Source organism: Streptomyces sp. NPDC045968 (genome assembly GCF_056430475.1).
In genome coordinates, this window is record NZ_JBWKLF010000002.1 from 1 (window position 1) to 17,029 (window position 17,029).

The window sequence follows — 17,029 nt, forward strand, 5'->3', positions numbered from 1 at the left end:
CCGATACCACCCGAGCCCGAGTACCCCGGGCCGTGGAGCGTGCCATGCACGGTGGACGGCTCGAAACCCACGTTCTCCATGACGTCGATCTCACCGGAGTTGGGCCAGCCGACCTGGCCGATGTCGCTGCCCAGCATCCAGAACGCCGGCCACATGCCCTGCCCGCGCGGAATCTTCATCCGGGCCTCGACGCGACCGTACGTCGTGGTGAACTTGCCCGCTGTGTTCAGCCGGGCGGAGGTGTACTCACACCGCCCGTACCAGCACTGGTAGTTGTTCGGATTCTCCCGGCGAGCGGTGATGACGAGGTGGCCCTGCCCGTCGAGCGCGGCGTTGCGGTTACCCGCGGTGTAGAACTGCCGCTCGTGGTTATTGACGTTGTCACCCGTCTCGGTCTGCCACTTCCCCGCGTCGACGGCCGAGCCCGCGGCCCCGTCGAACTCGTCGGAGAACGTGACAGCGGCCGCGGCGGCTGCGGGAGCGGGAGCGGGGGGCTTCTCTGCGGGTGCGGGCGCGCTGTGCGCCAGTCCGGTGGACAACGACGCGAGGGCCAAGACCGAGACGAGCGACACCAGCAGACGCCGGCGTAGGCGTGGGGAGTCCATGACTCTCCCTTCCAGGAGCATGAACGGATGACCTGTTCATGACATGCATATGACAGGCGAAGGGTGCGAGTGAACCGAGTGGTTGATGCGCCGACAAGAGGTGGGGGGTGTGAAGTCGAGCTGGGGGGAGCTTAGTTCACTACGTGATTTAAGGAGTGAACACAAACTCTGTCAAGGGCTTGGTATGGACCATGTTCATGAACGCAGGCGAACGAGGTGAACCGACGAACTCACGCCACGCCAGCAGCAGCGCCTCCCCGGCATCCGGCGCGGTGTACTGCACCACCACCGGCCCCTCGCCCCCGGGTCCCCGAGCCGGTGCGGAACGCCGTGCTGCCCGAGGTGACGCACCGCCTTGTACTGCGCCACCAGGCTGGCGGCACATGGAAACGGAACCGCAGAGGGACACTGCGCCCGTCAGCTGGTTCGGTACGTCGGTGACCCGGGCGGCCATGGCCCGCGCCGGGCAGACCTGGCCGAAACCGTGCTGGATGGATCCGGTCCAGGGCGTCGGTGTTGTCCGAGGTCCATACCTGGTCCGTGCGCGAGAGGATGCCCAGGTCGATCCGGCCGCCGCCACCACTGCACGCTTCGATGCGCAGATCCGGGTGACCGGCGCGGAGTCCGTCGATGATCCCGTACAGGTTGTGTACGTACCGGGTCCACAGCAGGTCGGAGCCGTGCTCCCGGTCCGGCCACGCGGCCTCACTGAAGGCGCGGTTCATGTCCCACTTCAGGAAGTCGATGCCCTCGTCGCCCACCGGCCGCCGTTCCACCCCGACCAGGCTGGCAAGCCCGCCACGGACCGTGGGCAGCCAGGAGAGCGTCACGAATCGCGTCTGGAGTGACTGGGCCGTCGTCTTCCTCGCACCAGTGGAGGGGGCAGGCCTGGCATGCCCCTTCGGTACCCCACCTGCGCCGACCGACTCGTGCTTCTCCTGCGCCCGCAGAGCGATGACCGCGCGCCCGCCCGAGACCAGGTCGAGCGTGGCGAGCGGTCATCAACTGCTTGGCGTTGTTCAGCCGGACGCTACGGATGAGGCATCTCGGTGTGGCCGGTCACGGCAGGATCTCGACGTACCCGTCGGTTCCGTGCACGCGGATCCGCTGCCCGTCCCGGATCAGCCGGGTGGCCTGCTCGACGCCCACGACGGCCGGCAAACCGTACTCCCGGGCGATCACCGCGCCATGGGTCATCAGGCCGCCCACCTCCGTCACCAGGCCCGCGAGTCCGACGAACAGCGGCGACCAGCTGGGGTCCGTGAAGGTCGTGACCAGGATGTCGCCCGCTTCGAGATCGGCCTCCGCAATGTCAAGGATGACGCGGGCCCTCCCCTCGATGGTCCCGGCGGAAACCGGTAGACCGATCAGGGCGCCGACCGGCGCGTCGTCGCGCCGGTACGCCCCGGTGACGGCCTCGCCATCGGATGTGAGCACCCGGGGCGGTGTCAGCGCGTGGTACGTCCGGAACGCGTCCTTGCGCTGTCGGATGAGCCGGCCATCCGCCTGGTTCGAGCGCACGACGTCGTGGAGTTCCTGGAACGTGAGGTAGAAGATGTCCTCCTTCGCAGGAAGCACGCCGGCCTGCACGAGGCGCTCGGCCTCCTCCAGCAGGGCCCGCTTGTAGACGAAGTAGCGGCTGACGATGCCGTACTTCGGGTACTCCCGGTACCCGATGAAGGTTCGGACCCGGTCGATCATCCGCTTGGCTTCGTCGGCTTTCCGCTCCCCGTCCGGCAGGGCCCGCAAGCGTGACAGCACGTCCTGTTCCTTCTTCTGCGCCTTCTTCCGCCCTTGCTCGAAGCGCCGCTCGGCGGCGCCCGGCTCGAAGTTCCTGACGTTGTCGAGGATCACGGGTACGAGCGTGGAGGGGCGCTCACGCCAACGTGGCCTGGTGATGTCGATCTCGCCGACACAGCGCATGCCGTACCGGTCGAGGTAGGCCTCGATGGCGTCGCGCGCTTCGGTTCCGCCCGCGAGCTTCGCCAGCTCGTCCAGGAAGCACTCGTCCTCGACGCCCCGCAGGAACTCCACCACCTCCGGCTGCGCACGGATCACGTCCGCGACGTCGAGCAGCGCCAGTCCCATCTCCGACGTGACGTTGTCGGGGGCGGACAGTGTCAGCGTGTCCGCCGCGTTCTTCTCGCCGAGCCACTCCCACAGCTTGTCGTTGAGCCACCACGTGGCCTCCATCCCCGCCATGATCACCTGAAGGTTCAGCGGATCACCGAGGACTCGCTTGTGCTCCTCGAAGGCCTCCAGCAGGAAGTCGAACAGCGCCGGTCCGGTCTTCGTCCGGATGTCGCGCTCCAGGGCGGCGATGGACAGCCGGCTGCGCTCGATCAGCTCGGTGACGAGGGCCGGATCGGTCTCGATCGGGGCGGACGCACGGCCGGCCGGCGGCCCGCCAGGACCCGTGTCCGGGAGCGAAGGGACGAAATCGTCGCGGTCGAGAACGGTCTCCAGAGCGTCCCTGATCAGCGGATCACTCTTCCCCATGACGTCCAGAAGGCCTGCGCGGCTCGCGGGCGAGGCCAGGCGCCGGGTGACGTCGACGAACAGCCTCCCGCCGGCCTCGTGCATCGGCACCATTGCTGTCAACCGCCACATGGAGTGCCCGAGCGGCTTCATGGGGTCGGTCATCATCTGCCCATGACCAACGGAGACGTAGACGTGATTCTCCTGGTCACCGGCCTCGGGGATGGGGAACAGCGTCGTGATCGGCCGACTCTGCACGATCTGGAAGCCATCATCGGCCAGGCACCATTCGATGTCCTGCGGGCGGCCGAAGTGCGCTTCGATCCGCCGTCCGAGCCTCACGAGCCGTACGACCTGCGCATCCGTCAGCGCCGGCTGCTCCTGCCGCCGCGAGTCGATCGCCACTTCCTGCGTACCGCCGTCCGGCAGGGCGTGAACGGCACGCTGTTTGGCGGCGATCGTCTTGGCGACGACTTCGCCGTGTCGCACCGTGAAGACATCCGGGTTCACCAGGCCGGAGACCAGGGCCTCGCCGAGGCCGAAGCCCGCGTCCACCGTGGCGACGTTCCGGTTGCCCGTAACGGGGTCCGCCGTGAACAGGATGCCGGCCGCGTGCGGGAAGACCATCCGCTGCACGACCACGGCCATCTGGACCGTACGGTGGTCGATACCGTTCCGTCGGCGGTAGATCACGGCCCGCTCGGTGAACAGCGAGGCCCAGCACCGGCTGACGTGCTGGAGGATCGCCGTCGGCCCCACGACGTTCAGGTACGTGTCCTGCTGGCCGGCGAAGGAGGCCGTCGGCAGGTCCTCCGCCGTCGCGCTGGACCGGACCGCGTAGGCGGCCTGCTCACCGAGCTGGGCGAGCGCGCGGGTGATCGCCGCCGCGAGATCGCCCGGGATGGCAATCCCTTCGATGGTCCGGCGAATCTGCGCGCTGAGCGCACGGACGACCTCCCGGTCGTCGTCCGGGTTCAGGCGCGACAGCTGATCGAGCAGCTCGTCTATCGAGGGCGCTTCCGCCATGATCCGCCGGAAGGCATCCGTCGTCACGCAGAAGCCGCCCGGCACACGGATGCCCTCGATCCGCGACAGGCCGCCCAGGTGCGCGCCCTTGCCGCCAACGACCGCGACCTGCGTCTCGTCGACCTCTTGAAGAGCCAACACGTACTGCTCATTCACTGCGGCACCTCCGAGGCGGCCGCGCTCCGCTGCACTGCCGGTCCCCCCACTGGTTCGACGTCACCGCGTCCCCCATACATCGACAACAACACGCGCACGTCGTGGCCCCATTTCCGCAGGTAGTGGCATCGGCCGACGATTCTGCACCGCGACCCGGGTCTTGCCGCAAGCCCCCCGGTGCGCTATAGCTTGGTAGTGGCAGGGAGAGAGATCCCCCTGCCTTTGCCATGTGGCGTCCGCTGGAACCGGCAAACCTCTCGTGAAGCGGTGGCCCACCGCGTACGGATACTTTCCAGTTGCTCGTCGTAGCCCCTGGCTCAGCAGCCGCCGACGGAAGCGCGGAGGTGGGCGATGCCGAGGTCGAGGGCGGCCTCCAGGTGGGTGGAACCGCCCGTGGTCATGAGGATCAGCACGCCGCCCTGGATTCCTGCCAGCAGGGCCGCGGCCTCACGGTCGGCATCCAGTCCGGGGGCGATCTCGCCCTTGCGTTGCATGTGGCGGATGCCTTCGGCGAGTTGCTGCTGCCACCGGCCGATCAGTTCGCCGGCCACGGCGCGGGTGGCGTCGGTGGTCCCGCCCAGTTGGGCGAGGGACGCGTGGAGGGGGCAGTCACTGCCCTGTGCGCGGTAGCGGGCGAGGACTTTGTCGCGCCACTGCTGCCAGGCGGCCCAGGATGTGAGGGAGCCGAGCTCGGGCTGCTGGTCGTCGATCACCCGGGACGCCTCGTACCGGGCCACGGCGAGGAGCAGCTCGTCCTTCCCGGCGGGGAAGTAATGGAAGAGCTGGCTCTTGCTGGTCGCGGTGCGGGCCATGACGTCCTCCAGCCGCACCGCGAACACACCCTGTTCGCGGATCTGGTCGGCAGCGCCCTCGACGATGCGCTGTCTGGTCGCGGCGCCCTTGCGGGTCAGCGGCATGGGTCCTCCTCCTGAAGCGAGCTGTTGAATCCCCTTCACACGGTCGACCCGTGTCGGGCTGTCAGGGCAGGAGCAGCAGTTTGCCGGTGGTACGGCGTGACTCGAGGTCCGCGTGCGCTCGGGCCGCTTCGGCGAGGGGGTAGCGGCCGGTGACGCGCGGGGTGAGCTGCTCGGCCAGGACCAGGTCGAACACCTCGCCGGTTCGCCGCAACAGGGCTTCGCGGGTGGCGACGTGGTGGTGCACCACCGGGTACGTGAGCAAGATGCTGTTGGGCAGGTCGGTGGGCCGCAGCGTCGGGACGCCCATGAAGGGGCCGTAGTAGGCGTGCACCCCGTGCGGGCGCAGGGCCAACTGGGAGGAGTGGAACGTCCCGCTGCCGCCGCCGTCGTAGACGACGTCGGCACCGCGGCCGCCAGTGATCTCCCGGACCCGCTCCTCGAAGCCGCCGCCCGAGTGGACCAGCACGTGGTCGGCTCCGGCTTCCTTCGCTACGGGCACCTTCTCTTCGCGGGAGACCAGGCCGATCACGCGACCGCCGCGTGTCCTGATCATCTCTGTGAGCAGCCGTCCGACCCCGCCCGCGGCGGCGTGGACCACGGCGATGTCGCCCGGGCCGATCGGGTAGGTCTCGGTGCTCAGGTGGCTGGCGGTCAGGCCCTGCATCATCACGGCGGCGGCCGTCTCGTCGCTGATGCCGCTGGGCACCTTGACCAGCGAGTCCGCCGGAACGGCGAGCAACTCGGCGTAGCTGCCCGGGTGGTAGAACCAGGCCACCCGGTCACCGATGGCCAGGTCCGTCACCCCCTCGCCGAGGCCGGTGACGTATCCCATCCCTTCGGCGCCGAGGATGACCGGGGCCGCCCAGCCGGGTCCGCCCTCGGCGCGGGCGCCGACGTCCATGTAGTTCACCCCGGCGGCGCCCAGCCGGACCAGCGCCTCGCCGGGGCCGGGTGACGGGTCCGGCAGCTCGGTCCAGCGCATGACCTCGGGACCGCCGTGCTCCTCGACAAGGATCGCGTGCATGGGATGACACCTTCCTGTGGGGGCTCGTCGCGAGAGAACGCTGAGCACGTTAGGCAGCTCAAAATGGACCAGCAAGTCCACATAATTGGTTCGCGACAGGCCATGCGTGCAGCACAGAGGTCAGTGGGGTGGCATCGTGGCGATCGCCGCTGGTCAGCGATACGTATTGGCGGGGTTCCCTGCCCATCGACGGTCGGGGTGGCTTACAGGCAGGGGTGGCCGTGAGGACGCTGGTGGCGGAGACCGTAACGGAGACACTGCGTCGTGCGGGCGGCGAGACGACCCGTCTGTACGTGGCAGCCTGCGTCGAGCGGATGGCGCCGCTGTTCGTGGGGTTGCGAGCCGGTGAACCAGGCCGGAAAGCCGACCTGGACTTCTACGTGGAGTCCGGACACGCTCTCTGGTACGCCGACCGCCCGCTCGCCGATGCCTCCGAGCGCGTCCGGGTGCTGGAACGGTTCCCCGAGCTTCAGCCGAGCGACGAGGGGATCTCCGATGTCGCCGGCACGTACACCTTCTTCGCCGCTCTCGTCCTGCGCCACGCCCTGCTGGCCAATCACTCCGGGAGCGCGCAGGACGCGGTTTCCTGCGGCCATGCGGTGCTCACCGCGATGGGAATGGTGGACCAGAACGTGGGAGGCGCCGTCTTCCGTGCTGAGGAGGAACGGCTTCAGATTCTGTCGGTGTCCGGCGAGGTCGCGGGACTGTGGGAGGCGAGCGTCGAGGCGGGGCGGGAACGGTTCCGTGCCGTGCTGAGCCGTACCGCGCGCGGCTCAGGTTGAAGCCATGCCCCCCGATCTCCGAGCGGGACCAATCAGCCATGGCCAGACGGGCTCAACCACTCGCCCCCAATTGGTGACCCACGTCACACTCCGCTCCTGTCAGCAATCGCAGCGCCGTCCCGTTCAAAGGGCACGCGAACGAGACAGGAGCGACTCCATGAAGCACCGCATCGTTGTACTCGGAGCCGGATACGCCGGGGCCTTCGCCGCCGGAAACCTGGCCCGCCGGCTCTCCCCCGCCGACACCGAGATCACCGTCGTCAACGCCGCGCCCGACTTCGTTGAGCGGATGCGGCTCCACCAGCTCGCGAGCGGTCAGGACCTCGCGTTCCGCAAGCTCGCCGACGTATTCGAGGGCACCGGGGTGCGGCTGCGCCTGGCGCGCGTCACCGGCGTCGACCCCGAGCGCAGGACCGTCGCCGTGACCGGCGAGGACGGCGACGGCGAACTCGCGTACGACACACTTCTCTACGCGCTCGGCAGCTCCGTAGCCCACCACGGCGTCCCCGGCGTGGCCGAGTACGCCTTCGATGTGACCGGCCGGTCCTCCGCGCTGCGTCTGCGCGAGCGCCTGGCCGACCTGGGCGGGGGCGGCACCGTGCTGGTCGTCGGGGAGGGGCTGACCGGCGTCGAGACCGCCACCGAGTTCGCCGAGTCCCGGCCCGACCTCTCGGTCGCGCTCGCCGCCCGCGGCGAGCTGGGCGCCTGGCTCTCCCCGAAGGCCCGCCGTCACCTGCGCCAGGCCTTCGACCGGCTCGGCATCACCGTCCACGAGCACACCGGCATCGAAGCCGTCGAGCCGACACGGGCGATCGCAGCCGACGGTACGTCCATCCCGGCCGACGTGATCGTGTGGTCGGCCGGATTCGCCGTGCACCCCATCGCGGCCTCCAGCGGCCTGGAGGTCGCCGACACCGGCCAGATCGTCGTCGACAGCACCATGCGGTCGGTCTCGCACCCGGACGTCTACGCCGCCGGTGACTGCGCCTACGCGATCGGCGAGAACGGCCGGCCGCTGCCGATGTCCTGTGCCTCGGCCGGCTTCACCAACATGCAGGCGACCGCCGCGATCATCGCGCGCCTGACAGGCAGCAAGGTCCCGGCCATCGGGCTGAAGTACTACGGCAACCACATCAGCCTCGGCCGGCGGGACGCGATCTTCCAGATGGTGGACGGGGACGTCCGCTCGAAGTCCTGGTACCTGGGCGGCCGGCCCGCCGCGCGGCTCAAGTCGGGCATCCTCAAGGGGGCCGGGTGGGGCATCGTCCATCCGACCTTCGGCATGCCGAAGCGCAGGCGCCGCCTGGCCACCGCACCTGACCGGGCCGGTGTGAGGGTCACCGCCTAAGTTGTTCCGCATGGACAGCGCAGCGATCAATCGGTTCGAGGCCAGCCGGGGCCGGCTGGCCTCGCTCGCGTACCGTCTGCTCGGTTCGGCCGCAGATGCCGAGGACGCCGTGCAGGACGCGTTCCTGCGCTGGCAGGCGGCAGACCGCGAACAGGTCGAGGTGCCCGAAGCGTGGCTGACCAAGGTCGTCACCTATCTCTGCCTCGACCGGCTCCGCTCGGCGCGGGCGCGCCACGAGCGAGCGGCCGGTGCCTGGCTGCCCGAGCCGCTTCTCGAGGGCGACCCGATGCTCGGCCCGGCCGACACCTTCGAGCAGCGCGAATCGGTGTCCTTGGCCGTACTGACCCTCATGGAACGCCTCTCACCGGTCGAGCGGGCCGTCTACGTCCTGCGCGAGGCCTTCTCGTACAGCCACGCCGAGATCGCCGGGATTCTCGACATCACCGAGTCCGCGAGCCAGCAGCATGTCCACCGGGCCCGGATCCGGGTCGCCGCCGAGCGCCGCCGCGGCCGCGAGGCCGATTCCGCGTCCGCTCGCCGGGTCGTCGAGGAGTTCCTCGCCGCCGCCATGTCGGGGCGCACCGAACGGCTGGTGGCGCTGCTCACCGACGACGTGACAGCGGTCTCGGACGGCGCCGGACTGAGCAAGCGGCTGTTGCGCTACACGTCGCGCGAGCGGGTCGCCTCCTATGTGCGCGCCGGCTTCAAGCCCACGGCGGCGAAGCGGCGGCTGGCCGGCGGCTCGCCCGCGATCCATATCGCGCTGGTCAATGGCTCTCCCGCCGCCGTGGCCGTGGTCGAGGGCCGGGTCGTGGGCGCCGTGGCGTTCGAAGTCAGCGACGGCAAGGTCGCGTCCCTGCGCGGCATCGCCGCCGCGGGCCGGCTCACGCGCCTCAATGAGGCGTGGCAGCAGCACGAACCCGACGCGCCGGTCATCAACGCATGGTGATCAGAGCCACCGGAAACCAGAGCCCTGAGTCGGCGCAGGGACGGCACCCCTTCACCGTGCCCTATGGGGTGAGCGTGGTCGGCCTCGGCCTGGGGCGGGGTGCATCTGCCGGCCACCGCCATCGAGGGGCGCCGGGGCCTGTCCTCGATGACGGCATCCTGGCCGGCATCGCCTAGCGTCTGCCGCCCGCCGGACGGCCCGGCCTCACTTCAGGTGTCGGTCCAAGAACCGGCACCCGTCCTCCAGCTCGAACCACGGGGTGCCGGTGTGCCCTCCCGGATTGGCGTGCAGCGTCTTCTCCTTGCTGCCGAAGGCGTCGAACAGGTCCAGGGCCCGTTGCCGGGGGTTCCCTTCATCGTCCCACTGCAGCAAGAACAGCAGCGGAATGGTGATCTGCCGGGCCTCCTCGCGCAGGGCGCGGGGCACGTAGCCTCCGGCGAAGAAGCCTGCGGCCGCGATGCGCGGCTCGACCACCGCTAGCCGGATGCCCAGGGCGGTCCACCCTCCGGAGTACCCGACCGGGCCGCCGATCTCGGGCAGCTCAAGGAGGGCGTCCAGAGTGGTCTGCCATTCCGGAACCGCGTTTTCGACCAGCGGGCCGATGAAGGACTCCAGGATCTCGTCGACCGGCTCGCCGGCCCGCATCGCCCGACGGAGGTCGGCACGGGCCTGCTCGTCGGCGGCGGAACGGGGACGGTCACCGCATCCGACGGCGTCGATGGTGGCCACCGCGTAGCCGCGCGCCGCTGTGTACCGGGCCCGGGCCACCAGCCGGGGTTCCGCCTTGGGCAGGCCGTTGTTGTGGGCAATCAGGACCAGCGGGGCCGGTGCGGATCCAGGCGTCCACAGGGTGCCGGGAATCTCGCCGAGGGTGAACTCGCGCTCGAGGACGCCGTCGTCGAGGCGCTGTTCAGAAGTGAATCGCATGGTCGTGCCTTTCGGGAGTGCGCTTGAACGGCGCTCCCGGACGACCTATCGCCCGACCGTGACCCCGGAGGGGAGCACCCATGTCGATACTGCGTTCACGGGTACCACCTCCTCGTTCTCTGGCACGGCCTCCCGGAGATTAGCAGTGGTCCCCGTGGTTCGCGACGGGTTTTTGCGGAGGCTCCGTGGCCGGATGCCGCCTCACCACATGGGACACGGCCCTCACCGCCTGCGCTCGCGCACTACGCCGCCCCCACCTGGCCGATGTTGCGCTCACCTCGACCTTTACCACCGCCGTGGAGGCCACCCGCCCAGCTTGCGCGAGCAGGCGTAAATCGGGACTTTTCTGTCGATTGATTGGCGCGTACATGCAGTAGAATGCGCCCCTGGAATCTACTCGGAAGAGAGCATTGTGAAGAAAGCGCGCATAGGCCTCGCGATGGTATGCACTCTCATGGTCGTCTCATGCGGGGGTAGTAGCACATCCGTCAACACATCCCGCCTGAACGACCGGGAAAAGGAATGGGTCGAGTTTTCCTACGCGCACGAGAAGAACAAAGACACCAAACGGATGTGGGAACAACTTCCCGCCGAAGGCGTCAAGTCCTACCTTGATCAGCAGCGTCCCCGCCTCTGCGGCGACACGGCCTCGCTGATGCAGAGCCTGAAGGAAGCGGGCTATGAGGCAGGCGAAATGCAGGAGTACAAGGAAAAGACCGCACAGCTCATCTGCTGACACCTGTACGGCGGATTACCGTCAAGACGTTCCAGGCGCAGACCACACGCTTACACAGCGAAGGTCCCTGCCGTCGTCGGCAGGGACCTTCGCGACCGGAAGCCGGCCACTTTCCCTACGCCACCGCGCCTCCGAGAATCCTCAGCGAATACTTGTCGTACGCCCGGTGCAGAACCATCACCACCGGCCCCGAAGTGAACACCCCGCTGACGACGTATTCCTTTTTGTTTCTGGTCTCGGCAACCTTCTTCTCATACAGGGAATCAGTCTCCCTCTTCGCCTGCTTGAGCCACGAAGATGCCTTGCTGTGGTCGACTCCCGCAACGTCCAGCTCAGTGCAGGCGGCGAGGAAGCCAAAGCCATCGGACTGGTTCGTGCTGGTTTTGCACAGAAGAGATGACATGTCCTCGTGATCGGCGTATCCCGCCGAAACCGTCACCCCGCTTCCGCCGCGCCCGTGGACGTACGTCCTCTTCTTCCCGTCGGGCATCTCCTGCTCGACGGGCTTGTCCAGCTTCAGCTTCCAGTCCTTCGCCAGCCCGGCGAGGAATTCCTTGCCGGTGTATCCGCCGGCCATCGTGTCCGCCGCACCGAAGCTGGGCCGCTTGTCGCCGGACACCGCATGCTTCGGCAGATCGGCGGCACGCGGCGCAGTCCGCGTCTTGGACGGCTCGGGATGAGGCGCTGCGGCCTTCGGACGCTCGGACGCTGCCGTTCCGGGGCTGCTCTGACTGCAGGAGACGGCTCCCGCCGTGCCGATGACGACAGTCATCAGCACGGCGGGAACACGGATGGCGGCCCGGATCACAGGCCACCGTCGACGAGGGCGCACGCGCCGGGGTCGGCGGAGTTGAACGGAACGAAGGCGATCGCGTCGAACACCACGTTGTCGTCTCCGGTGCCGCCCTTATGGATGTTGTCCGCCTCGATCCGGCCACCCTTCCAGAAGCTGAAGGTGCCCATCTCGAACCAGGTGTCCTTGCCCGCGCTGCGGGTTCCCTGGTTGACATTGCAGTAGTCGGGTTTGGCGCCCATCGTGTTGTCGCCCGGGATGAAGTCGTACCGGACGACCGCTTCCGCGCCGTGGCTGGGCAGGTGGAGGTAGACCTTGTAGCGCTGGCCAGGCTGGTCTCCGGAGGGGAGCTTGTCCTGGTTGACCTGCCACTGGCCGGTGACCCTGTGGAAGGGCTCGGTGTATTCGTAGCTGTGCGTGAAGTAGACGTGGTGGTCGTACCCCGCGCCGAGCTGGTGAAGGTCGATGGGGGCGATGTAGGGGGTCGCACGGAAGGTGCCGTCGTCCCTCAGCGTGGTGATGTTGTCACCGGCCTGGAGGGTGAACTTGCCGTCGTCGGCCGCCTCGAAGTCCCCGCAGTCGTAGGTGTCCTCGTGCTGTCCGAGGTCGTCGACGATGATGGCGTTGGTGTAGACGCTCGGGTGGTCGATGCACGGGCCGTGCCCGTACTTGCTCTTGAGTTCGGGTTCCCCCGAGCCGAGCGAGTAGCTGAGCTTCTCGGTGCTGGAGTTGCCGGTGCTCTGCGAGCCCATCCAGTTCACGCTGCCGTCCCAGTAGCAACTCGAGTTCCAGCTGGGGCACGGGTCGGCCGCGCCCGAGTCGCACGCGTTGATGGACGGGTCACAGAACAGGGTGCGCGGGGCGGCCTTGACGATGCCGAGCGGCATGTTCGGCTCGGAGTACGACTCTTCCGCGTCCCAGGTCATCTGCGGGACTTCCGCCCAGCCGAAGATCTTTTCCGAGTAGTTCCAGTCGCCGGGGTGGGAGGCGTCGTCATAGCTGTAGCGCAGGAACGGCTGCCGGTCGGCGGGGTAACGCGGGTTGATCGGGTTGTTGAAGAAGCCCAGGCCGACGGACCCGGAGGTGTAGACGCCGGAGTTGTAGCCCCACAGGGCCATATACCAGTTCTCGATGTAGGCCGGGCTGCCGTTGTTGGTGTTCATGCCCAGCGCCTTGAGCTGGTTCCACTTCTCGGCCAGGATGCCGAGCCCGGCGGCGATGTTCGCGGCGTAGTCAGTGGTGACGGCGCCGGCGCGCAAGGTGTCGAGCTGCTCGGCGTGCTCCTCGGACATGCCGGTCGTCACCTGGGCGATGCCGTAACCGCAGTCCGCCTTGGCCCGGTTGGGGTAGCCGTGGATACCGTTCTCGTTGCCGTACCAGTCGGACTTGGTGACGTTGCCCGAGTCGCCGTTCACGGAGTGCCAGGACGCCTGCTTGAAGTTGGACTCCTGGGCCATGATGCCGAGCATGACCTGTGCGGGAATCTCACCCCCGCCGGTCAGTGACGGCTTGGGGAACAGGCCCTGCGGGGTGTAGGCGGCAAGACCGGTGTCATGCCAGTCCTTCGGGCGGGAAACCATCAGTCTGCCGTGAACGGCCTGGTCGGTCGCCCACTCGACCATGTTCGCGCTGGCCTGGAGCGCCTGGCGCTTGGGGTCGTTGCGCTTGACGATGCAGGGGGATTCCATCTCCCCCACCTTGCCGTAGACGGCCGCACCGGATCCGGACAGGCACTGCGTTTCCGGCCCGCCCTCACCGCAGTTGGGAGGATCATCGTCATCGTCTCCGGCCACGGTGAACGCGGCCGGGTCCATGGGCAGCGAGGAATCCGGCTTCGGCCGCTTGCGGTCGGCGTCGACGAGCTTGGTGGCCTTCGCACCGGTCTTGAGCGCGGTCGCCTTGACGGTCAGCGATCCGACACCCTTGTCCGAGGGCGAGCCGATGCGGGTGGTGACGCCCTTCATCTGCTCGGAGAAGACCGAGTTGGTCACCAGGTGACCTTGACGGGAGATCCCGGCCACGCGGCCGTCCACCGCGTGCTTGGAGAGCCCGGGGGCGTTGCTGGTGTCGATTCCCTTCACGTCGCCGACGACCGCTGCGCCGTCGGCCACGGGGAGAAGCTTGACCTCGCCCTTCGGGGCGCGGCCCAGTTCGGTGAAGTCGCGTCCGTTGAAACGGGAGATGACGCTGCTCTTGCCGTCGACCGTGCCGACGTCCACGGTGCCGCTCTTCGAGGCGGTCAGCGCGAACATCGGGCCGGGCACCGCGGCGAGCTTGCGGGCGGACAGCTTCTTGCCGTTGCCCTTCAGGTCGACGAGGTTGCCGCCGAGCACGCCGACGGTGCCCTTCTGCGTGGGCGTGACGTGCGTCAGGTAGCCGTCGACCGTGCGGCGGGAGGACACCGATCCCGTTGCCGCGTCGACCGATGTCACCGTCGTGGAGCCGGCGGACTTGTCGGTGGCCGAACTGGAGGTGAACGCCACCTCGTCGCCCGTTCCGCAGCCCGGCGTGAAGTACGCCAGTTGCACCCGGTCGGGAACCTCGGTGACCTTGCCGTCGGAGAGACGGATCACCGCGGCGAACGCGCCGTTCTCGTACGCGCCGGGCTCGTTGGACCAGACTGAAGGGGCGTAGACCGCTGCCGCGTAATTCCCTGACCCCGTGGTGCAGACGTAGCCCGTCCATGGGCCGACGTCGGACAGTCCCTTGCGGTTGAGGCGGGCGATCTCGTAGAAGGAGAACCCGTCGCTCTCCCTCGCCGCGAGGATGTGCAGTCCCTCGGCGTCGCCGGTGGCCTGCACGATCGCGTCGGATGAGGAAGCGTAGCCCGACCCCAGGTCCTTGCTGGGTGTGGAGAACAGGCGGGGCGTCGTGCCGTCCGCGGCGGTGGGAGCCACCGTGGTGTCCGCCGAAGTGAGCGGGACCAGGGCGGCGGATGCCGCCACCACGCTCATGGCTATCAGCGGGTTCATGGAGAAGTATCTTCTGAGACGTCGTTTGCTCATGATCTTCCTTACAGCCAGTCCGTGCAGAGGCCGTGTGCGGCCGGGAGGCTCACGTCGACCGGTTTGTCTGTGGTGGAGTTGGGGTTGTTGATGATGTACTTCATCGGCTCGGGGTCGTACTGGGCGTGGACGTCGTTCCAGCACGCCTTCGCCGTCGTGGTCTTCCAGTTCTGCATCTTGGTGTAGGCACCAGCCACACCGTCGGCGAGAAGGCCCGCTGTGTCGTAGGCCTGGATGCCGCCGTCGGGATCACGTGTCGTCCACAGCGTCAGGTACACGTAGTCGGGCGACGTGTCGAGATCGCGTGAGACCTTCGCCCATACCCCCTGACATTGCGGTGACCACATCAGCCGCACCGAGACCGACTCATCCGAATTGGTCACCTGCTGAAGAATCTCGGCGTCGTCGTCACACCCCATCTGAATGGGGTCCTTCCCCGAACAAGTGGCTCGCCAGCAGTCGGCTGCGGCTGCCGGAGACGCCTGAATTCCCTGAAAGGCTCCCGCCAGCAGCATCAGAGCAGCCGCCGTCGGCCCCCATCTACGTATGCCGTGCACACACATCACCTCAAATATTTCTTCTCCGTGCCATCAAGCGCAGCACGGATGGCCGTGTTCATCCTTGTTGCCCATGTGCCGCTTCGGGCGTCAGAGGGACGGGCGCAGTTTACGTGAACACGCGTACGGATAACCGGAGTTGCCCTGCCCTTTACCTGCGCTGATACCGAAGTTGGACGTGTTGTGGCAGGGCACCTCATAGGTGGTGCGCGGCTACAGAATGGGGCGTGTCAGGCGGTGATTCCACAGCGAACTCGGAACGCTGAGGAACAGTCACCAGACCGTACGGGCCGCGGCCAAGGGCACCCGGTTTCCGGGTTCCGTACCGCGCCGGGTCCGGTGGAGGTGGCGCCGCTGTGCCGACAACCGGGACAGGGTTCGCTCAAACCTCGTATCTCTCACTGGCGTGGGTCGTTGACGGGGTATGGGACGAACATCGCGAGCGCGGACGGCAGTTCGTGCGCAGCACACCACGAACGGCGGGATGTTGAGCCGCGAGCCGCAGCCGGACGACGAGGCCGACGTACAGGCCCGGACGGGCGCGGCGGGGGCCCCGCGGTACGGAATGGGCCCAGCCGTGGCGGACAAGCTCGGCAAGGCGTCGGGGCGCCCCCTGCCCGAGCTCGTGGGTGTCCCCCGGCGGGCCGGGACCGGGGCGGACCGGTGAAACTTCACAGTGGAAGCGCCGGGCCCGACGTGGCTGTCGTCGCCCATGATCTCATCACCGACCCACGTCTTACCGCGACCGACCTCGGCGTATATCTGCGCTGCCGGTGGCTTCTGGACATCTGCGCGCCGTACGGCGATGTCGAGTGGCTGATCACTGAACTCGGCATGCCGGAAGCCGAGACCCATGACTCAGTTCGACGCCTCGTCGAACTCGGATACTTCTCGACGGTCGGGGCCGCCGAGGTCGAGTTCCGTTCTGCGCATGATGTGGGCGCCGGCGTCCGTGCCGCCATCGAGGCGACGGTCGACGACCTCACGCCACCCGAGCGGACCGCCGTCGCCCGTTTCGTCGATCTTGTTGAACGACGCGAGCAACGGGCGGACGCGGCGTTCGCCGCGGAGCAGGAGAGCGGACGCTCCGGCAGCTAGCGCGGGTTGGCCCGCAGCCTCATCGGCCGGAGGCCTCAAGCAGGGCCGCTCACCATCCTGTTGCGAGCAATCCTGTGACGAGCTCGAAGGGACGGCGACACGACATGCATGGGGACGGCTGCGGATCGATACTGGAAGGGAGCCGCGGTGCGGGCAGGAAAAGGAGTCCGTCATGGCGCTGCTTTCGTCCACACGGTTCCGCGACGAGCTTTCGTCCGCACGGTCCCGCGACGAGTCCGTTCGTGCAGGCATCCTTTTTACGAATGCGACCGCCCATGTGACCGATCTGCACTTTTTCGGCGACCGTCGGCACATCATCACGGCCCCGGGCCCCACCCCCGTCGAAGCAGGCGCGATCGTGCACCCGGAAACAAAGCGCATCGACGCCGCCGCGGTCGGCTGCCCTGCCCATGATTCTTGGCTTTGGTCCGCAGCATGCGTCGTACCCGGAAGGGGGTGACAGATTCACCGCATAAACCGTATGACCCCTATAACCCGTAATGACGTCCGCAGGTGCTCACCAGCACTCCCCCACTTCGGGGCCCGTACGGAACACACCCGCGGCCGGATACGACTTCTTCGACCTGCTGCCCCTGGACGGTCAACTGCCCAGGAAACGCTGACGGCG

Annotated in this window: 16 protein-coding genes and 1 pseudogene; 8 read left to right on the forward strand and 9 right to left on the reverse strand. The window is 68.0% G+C overall.

What is annotated here, in order from left to right; genetic code table 11:
- The 5 genes and pseudogenes from AC07FA_RS05750 to AC07FA_RS05770 form a co-directional block, all read right to left on the reverse strand.
- The coding region (locus tag AC07FA_RS05750) for a glycoside hydrolase family 16 protein (protein WP_479073450.1) at nt 1–605 on the reverse strand (605 nt) is incomplete at its 3' end.
- Nucleotides 606–753: 148 nt separating this feature from the next.
- A pseudogene (locus AC07FA_RS05755) lies at nt 754–1,372 on the reverse strand (alpha-galactosidase); the annotation flags it as partial.
- A gap of 292 nt (nt 1,373–1,664) precedes the next feature.
- Complete coding sequence (gene rph, locus AC07FA_RS05760) at nt 1,665–4,265, reverse strand: rifamycin-inactivating phosphotransferase (protein WP_479073451.1); 2,601 nt, start codon at nt 4,263–4,265, stop codon at nt 1,665–1,667.
- A 317-nt stretch (nt 4,266–4,582) separates the two neighbouring features.
- Nucleotides 4,583–5,182: a TetR/AcrR family transcriptional regulator gene (locus AC07FA_RS05765; protein ID WP_479073452.1), complete on the reverse strand. Its 600-nt coding sequence runs from the start codon at nt 5,180–5,182 to the stop codon at nt 4,583–4,585.
- A 61-nt stretch (nt 5,183–5,243) separates the two neighbouring features.
- Nucleotides 5,244–6,206 (reverse strand): quinone oxidoreductase family protein, encoded by a 963-nt coding sequence (locus AC07FA_RS05770; RefSeq protein WP_479073453.1) that lies wholly within the window; start codon nt 6,204–6,206, stop codon nt 5,244–5,246.
- Between the two features lie 233 nt (nt 6,207–6,439).
- On the opposite strand from AC07FA_RS05770, the gene AC07FA_RS05775 reads away from it, so the two are divergent.
- From AC07FA_RS05775 to AC07FA_RS05785, 3 genes are all read left to right on the forward strand, one after another.
- Entirely contained in the window at nt 6,440–6,988 is a 549-nt protein-coding gene (locus AC07FA_RS05775) for a hypothetical protein (protein WP_479073454.1), read from the forward strand.
- A 157-nt stretch (nt 6,989–7,145) separates the two neighbouring features.
- Nucleotides 7,146–8,336: an NAD(P)/FAD-dependent oxidoreductase gene (locus AC07FA_RS05780; RefSeq protein WP_479073455.1), complete on the forward strand. Its 1,191-nt coding sequence runs from the start codon at nt 7,146–7,148 to the stop codon at nt 8,334–8,336.
- A 10-nt stretch (nt 8,337–8,346) separates the two neighbouring features.
- Complete coding sequence (locus tag AC07FA_RS05785) at nt 8,347–9,285, forward strand: sigma-70 family RNA polymerase sigma factor (protein ID WP_479073456.1); 939 nt, start codon at nt 8,347–8,349, stop codon at nt 9,283–9,285.
- 204 nt (nt 9,286–9,489) lie between these two features.
- Here the strand turns inward: AC07FA_RS05785 and AC07FA_RS05790 are convergent, their stop codons facing one another.
- The gene (locus tag AC07FA_RS05790) at nt 9,490–10,212 is read right to left on the reverse strand and encodes a dienelactone hydrolase family protein (protein ID WP_479073457.1); all 723 of its coding nucleotides are present in this window, start codon (nt 10,210–10,212) and stop codon (nt 9,490–9,492) included.
- Nucleotides 10,213–10,624: 412 nt separating this feature from the next.
- Here AC07FA_RS05790 and AC07FA_RS05795 point away from each other — a divergent pair, with 412 nt between their 5' ends.
- The gene (locus AC07FA_RS05795; protein WP_479073458.1) at nt 10,625–10,948 is read left to right on the forward strand and encodes a hypothetical protein; all 324 of its coding nucleotides are present in this window, start codon (nt 10,625–10,627) and stop codon (nt 10,946–10,948) included.
- 115 nt (nt 10,949–11,063) lie between these two features.
- Here the strand turns inward: AC07FA_RS05795 and AC07FA_RS05800 are convergent, their stop codons facing one another.
- Genes AC07FA_RS05800 through AC07FA_RS05810 form a run of 3 tightly spaced genes read right to left on the reverse strand, consistent with a single transcriptional unit; the run spans nt 11,064 to nt 15,309 of the window.
- A complete protein-coding gene (locus AC07FA_RS05800; RefSeq protein ID WP_479073459.1) occupies nt 11,064–11,720 on the reverse strand; it encodes a hypothetical protein in 657 nt (218 codons plus the stop codon).
- 32 nt (nt 11,721–11,752) lie between these two features.
- Nucleotides 11,753–14,746 (reverse strand): transglycosylase SLT domain-containing protein, encoded by a 2,994-nt coding sequence (locus AC07FA_RS05805; RefSeq protein WP_479073460.1) that lies wholly within the window; start codon nt 14,744–14,746, stop codon nt 11,753–11,755.
- 8 nt (nt 14,747–14,754) lie between these two features.
- A complete protein-coding gene (locus AC07FA_RS05810) occupies nt 14,755–15,309 on the reverse strand; it encodes a DUF2690 domain-containing protein (RefSeq protein ID WP_479073461.1) in 555 nt (184 codons plus the stop codon).
- Between the two features lie 478 nt (nt 15,310–15,787).
- Here AC07FA_RS05810 and AC07FA_RS05815 point away from each other — a divergent pair, with 478 nt between their 5' ends.
- The 4 genes from AC07FA_RS05815 (at nt 15,788) to AC07FA_RS05830 (ending at nt 17,024) form a co-directional block, all read left to right on the forward strand.
- Entirely contained in the window at nt 15,788–15,970 is a 183-nt protein-coding gene (locus tag AC07FA_RS05815) for a hypothetical protein (protein ID WP_479073462.1), read from the forward strand.
- Nucleotides 15,971–15,999: 29 nt separating this feature from the next.
- The gene (locus AC07FA_RS05820; protein ID WP_479073463.1) at nt 16,000–16,401 is read left to right on the forward strand and encodes a hypothetical protein; all 402 of its coding nucleotides are present in this window, start codon (nt 16,000–16,002) and stop codon (nt 16,399–16,401) included.
- 172 nt (nt 16,402–16,573) lie between these two features.
- The gene (locus AC07FA_RS05825) at nt 16,574–16,861 is read left to right on the forward strand and encodes a hypothetical protein (RefSeq protein ID WP_479073464.1); all 288 of its coding nucleotides are present in this window, start codon (nt 16,574–16,576) and stop codon (nt 16,859–16,861) included.
- A gap of 40 nt (nt 16,862–16,901) precedes the next feature.
- A complete protein-coding gene (locus tag AC07FA_RS05830) occupies nt 16,902–17,024 on the forward strand; it encodes a hypothetical protein (RefSeq protein ID WP_479073465.1) in 123 nt (40 codons plus the stop codon).
- Nucleotides 17,025–17,029 lie beyond the last annotated feature (5 nt).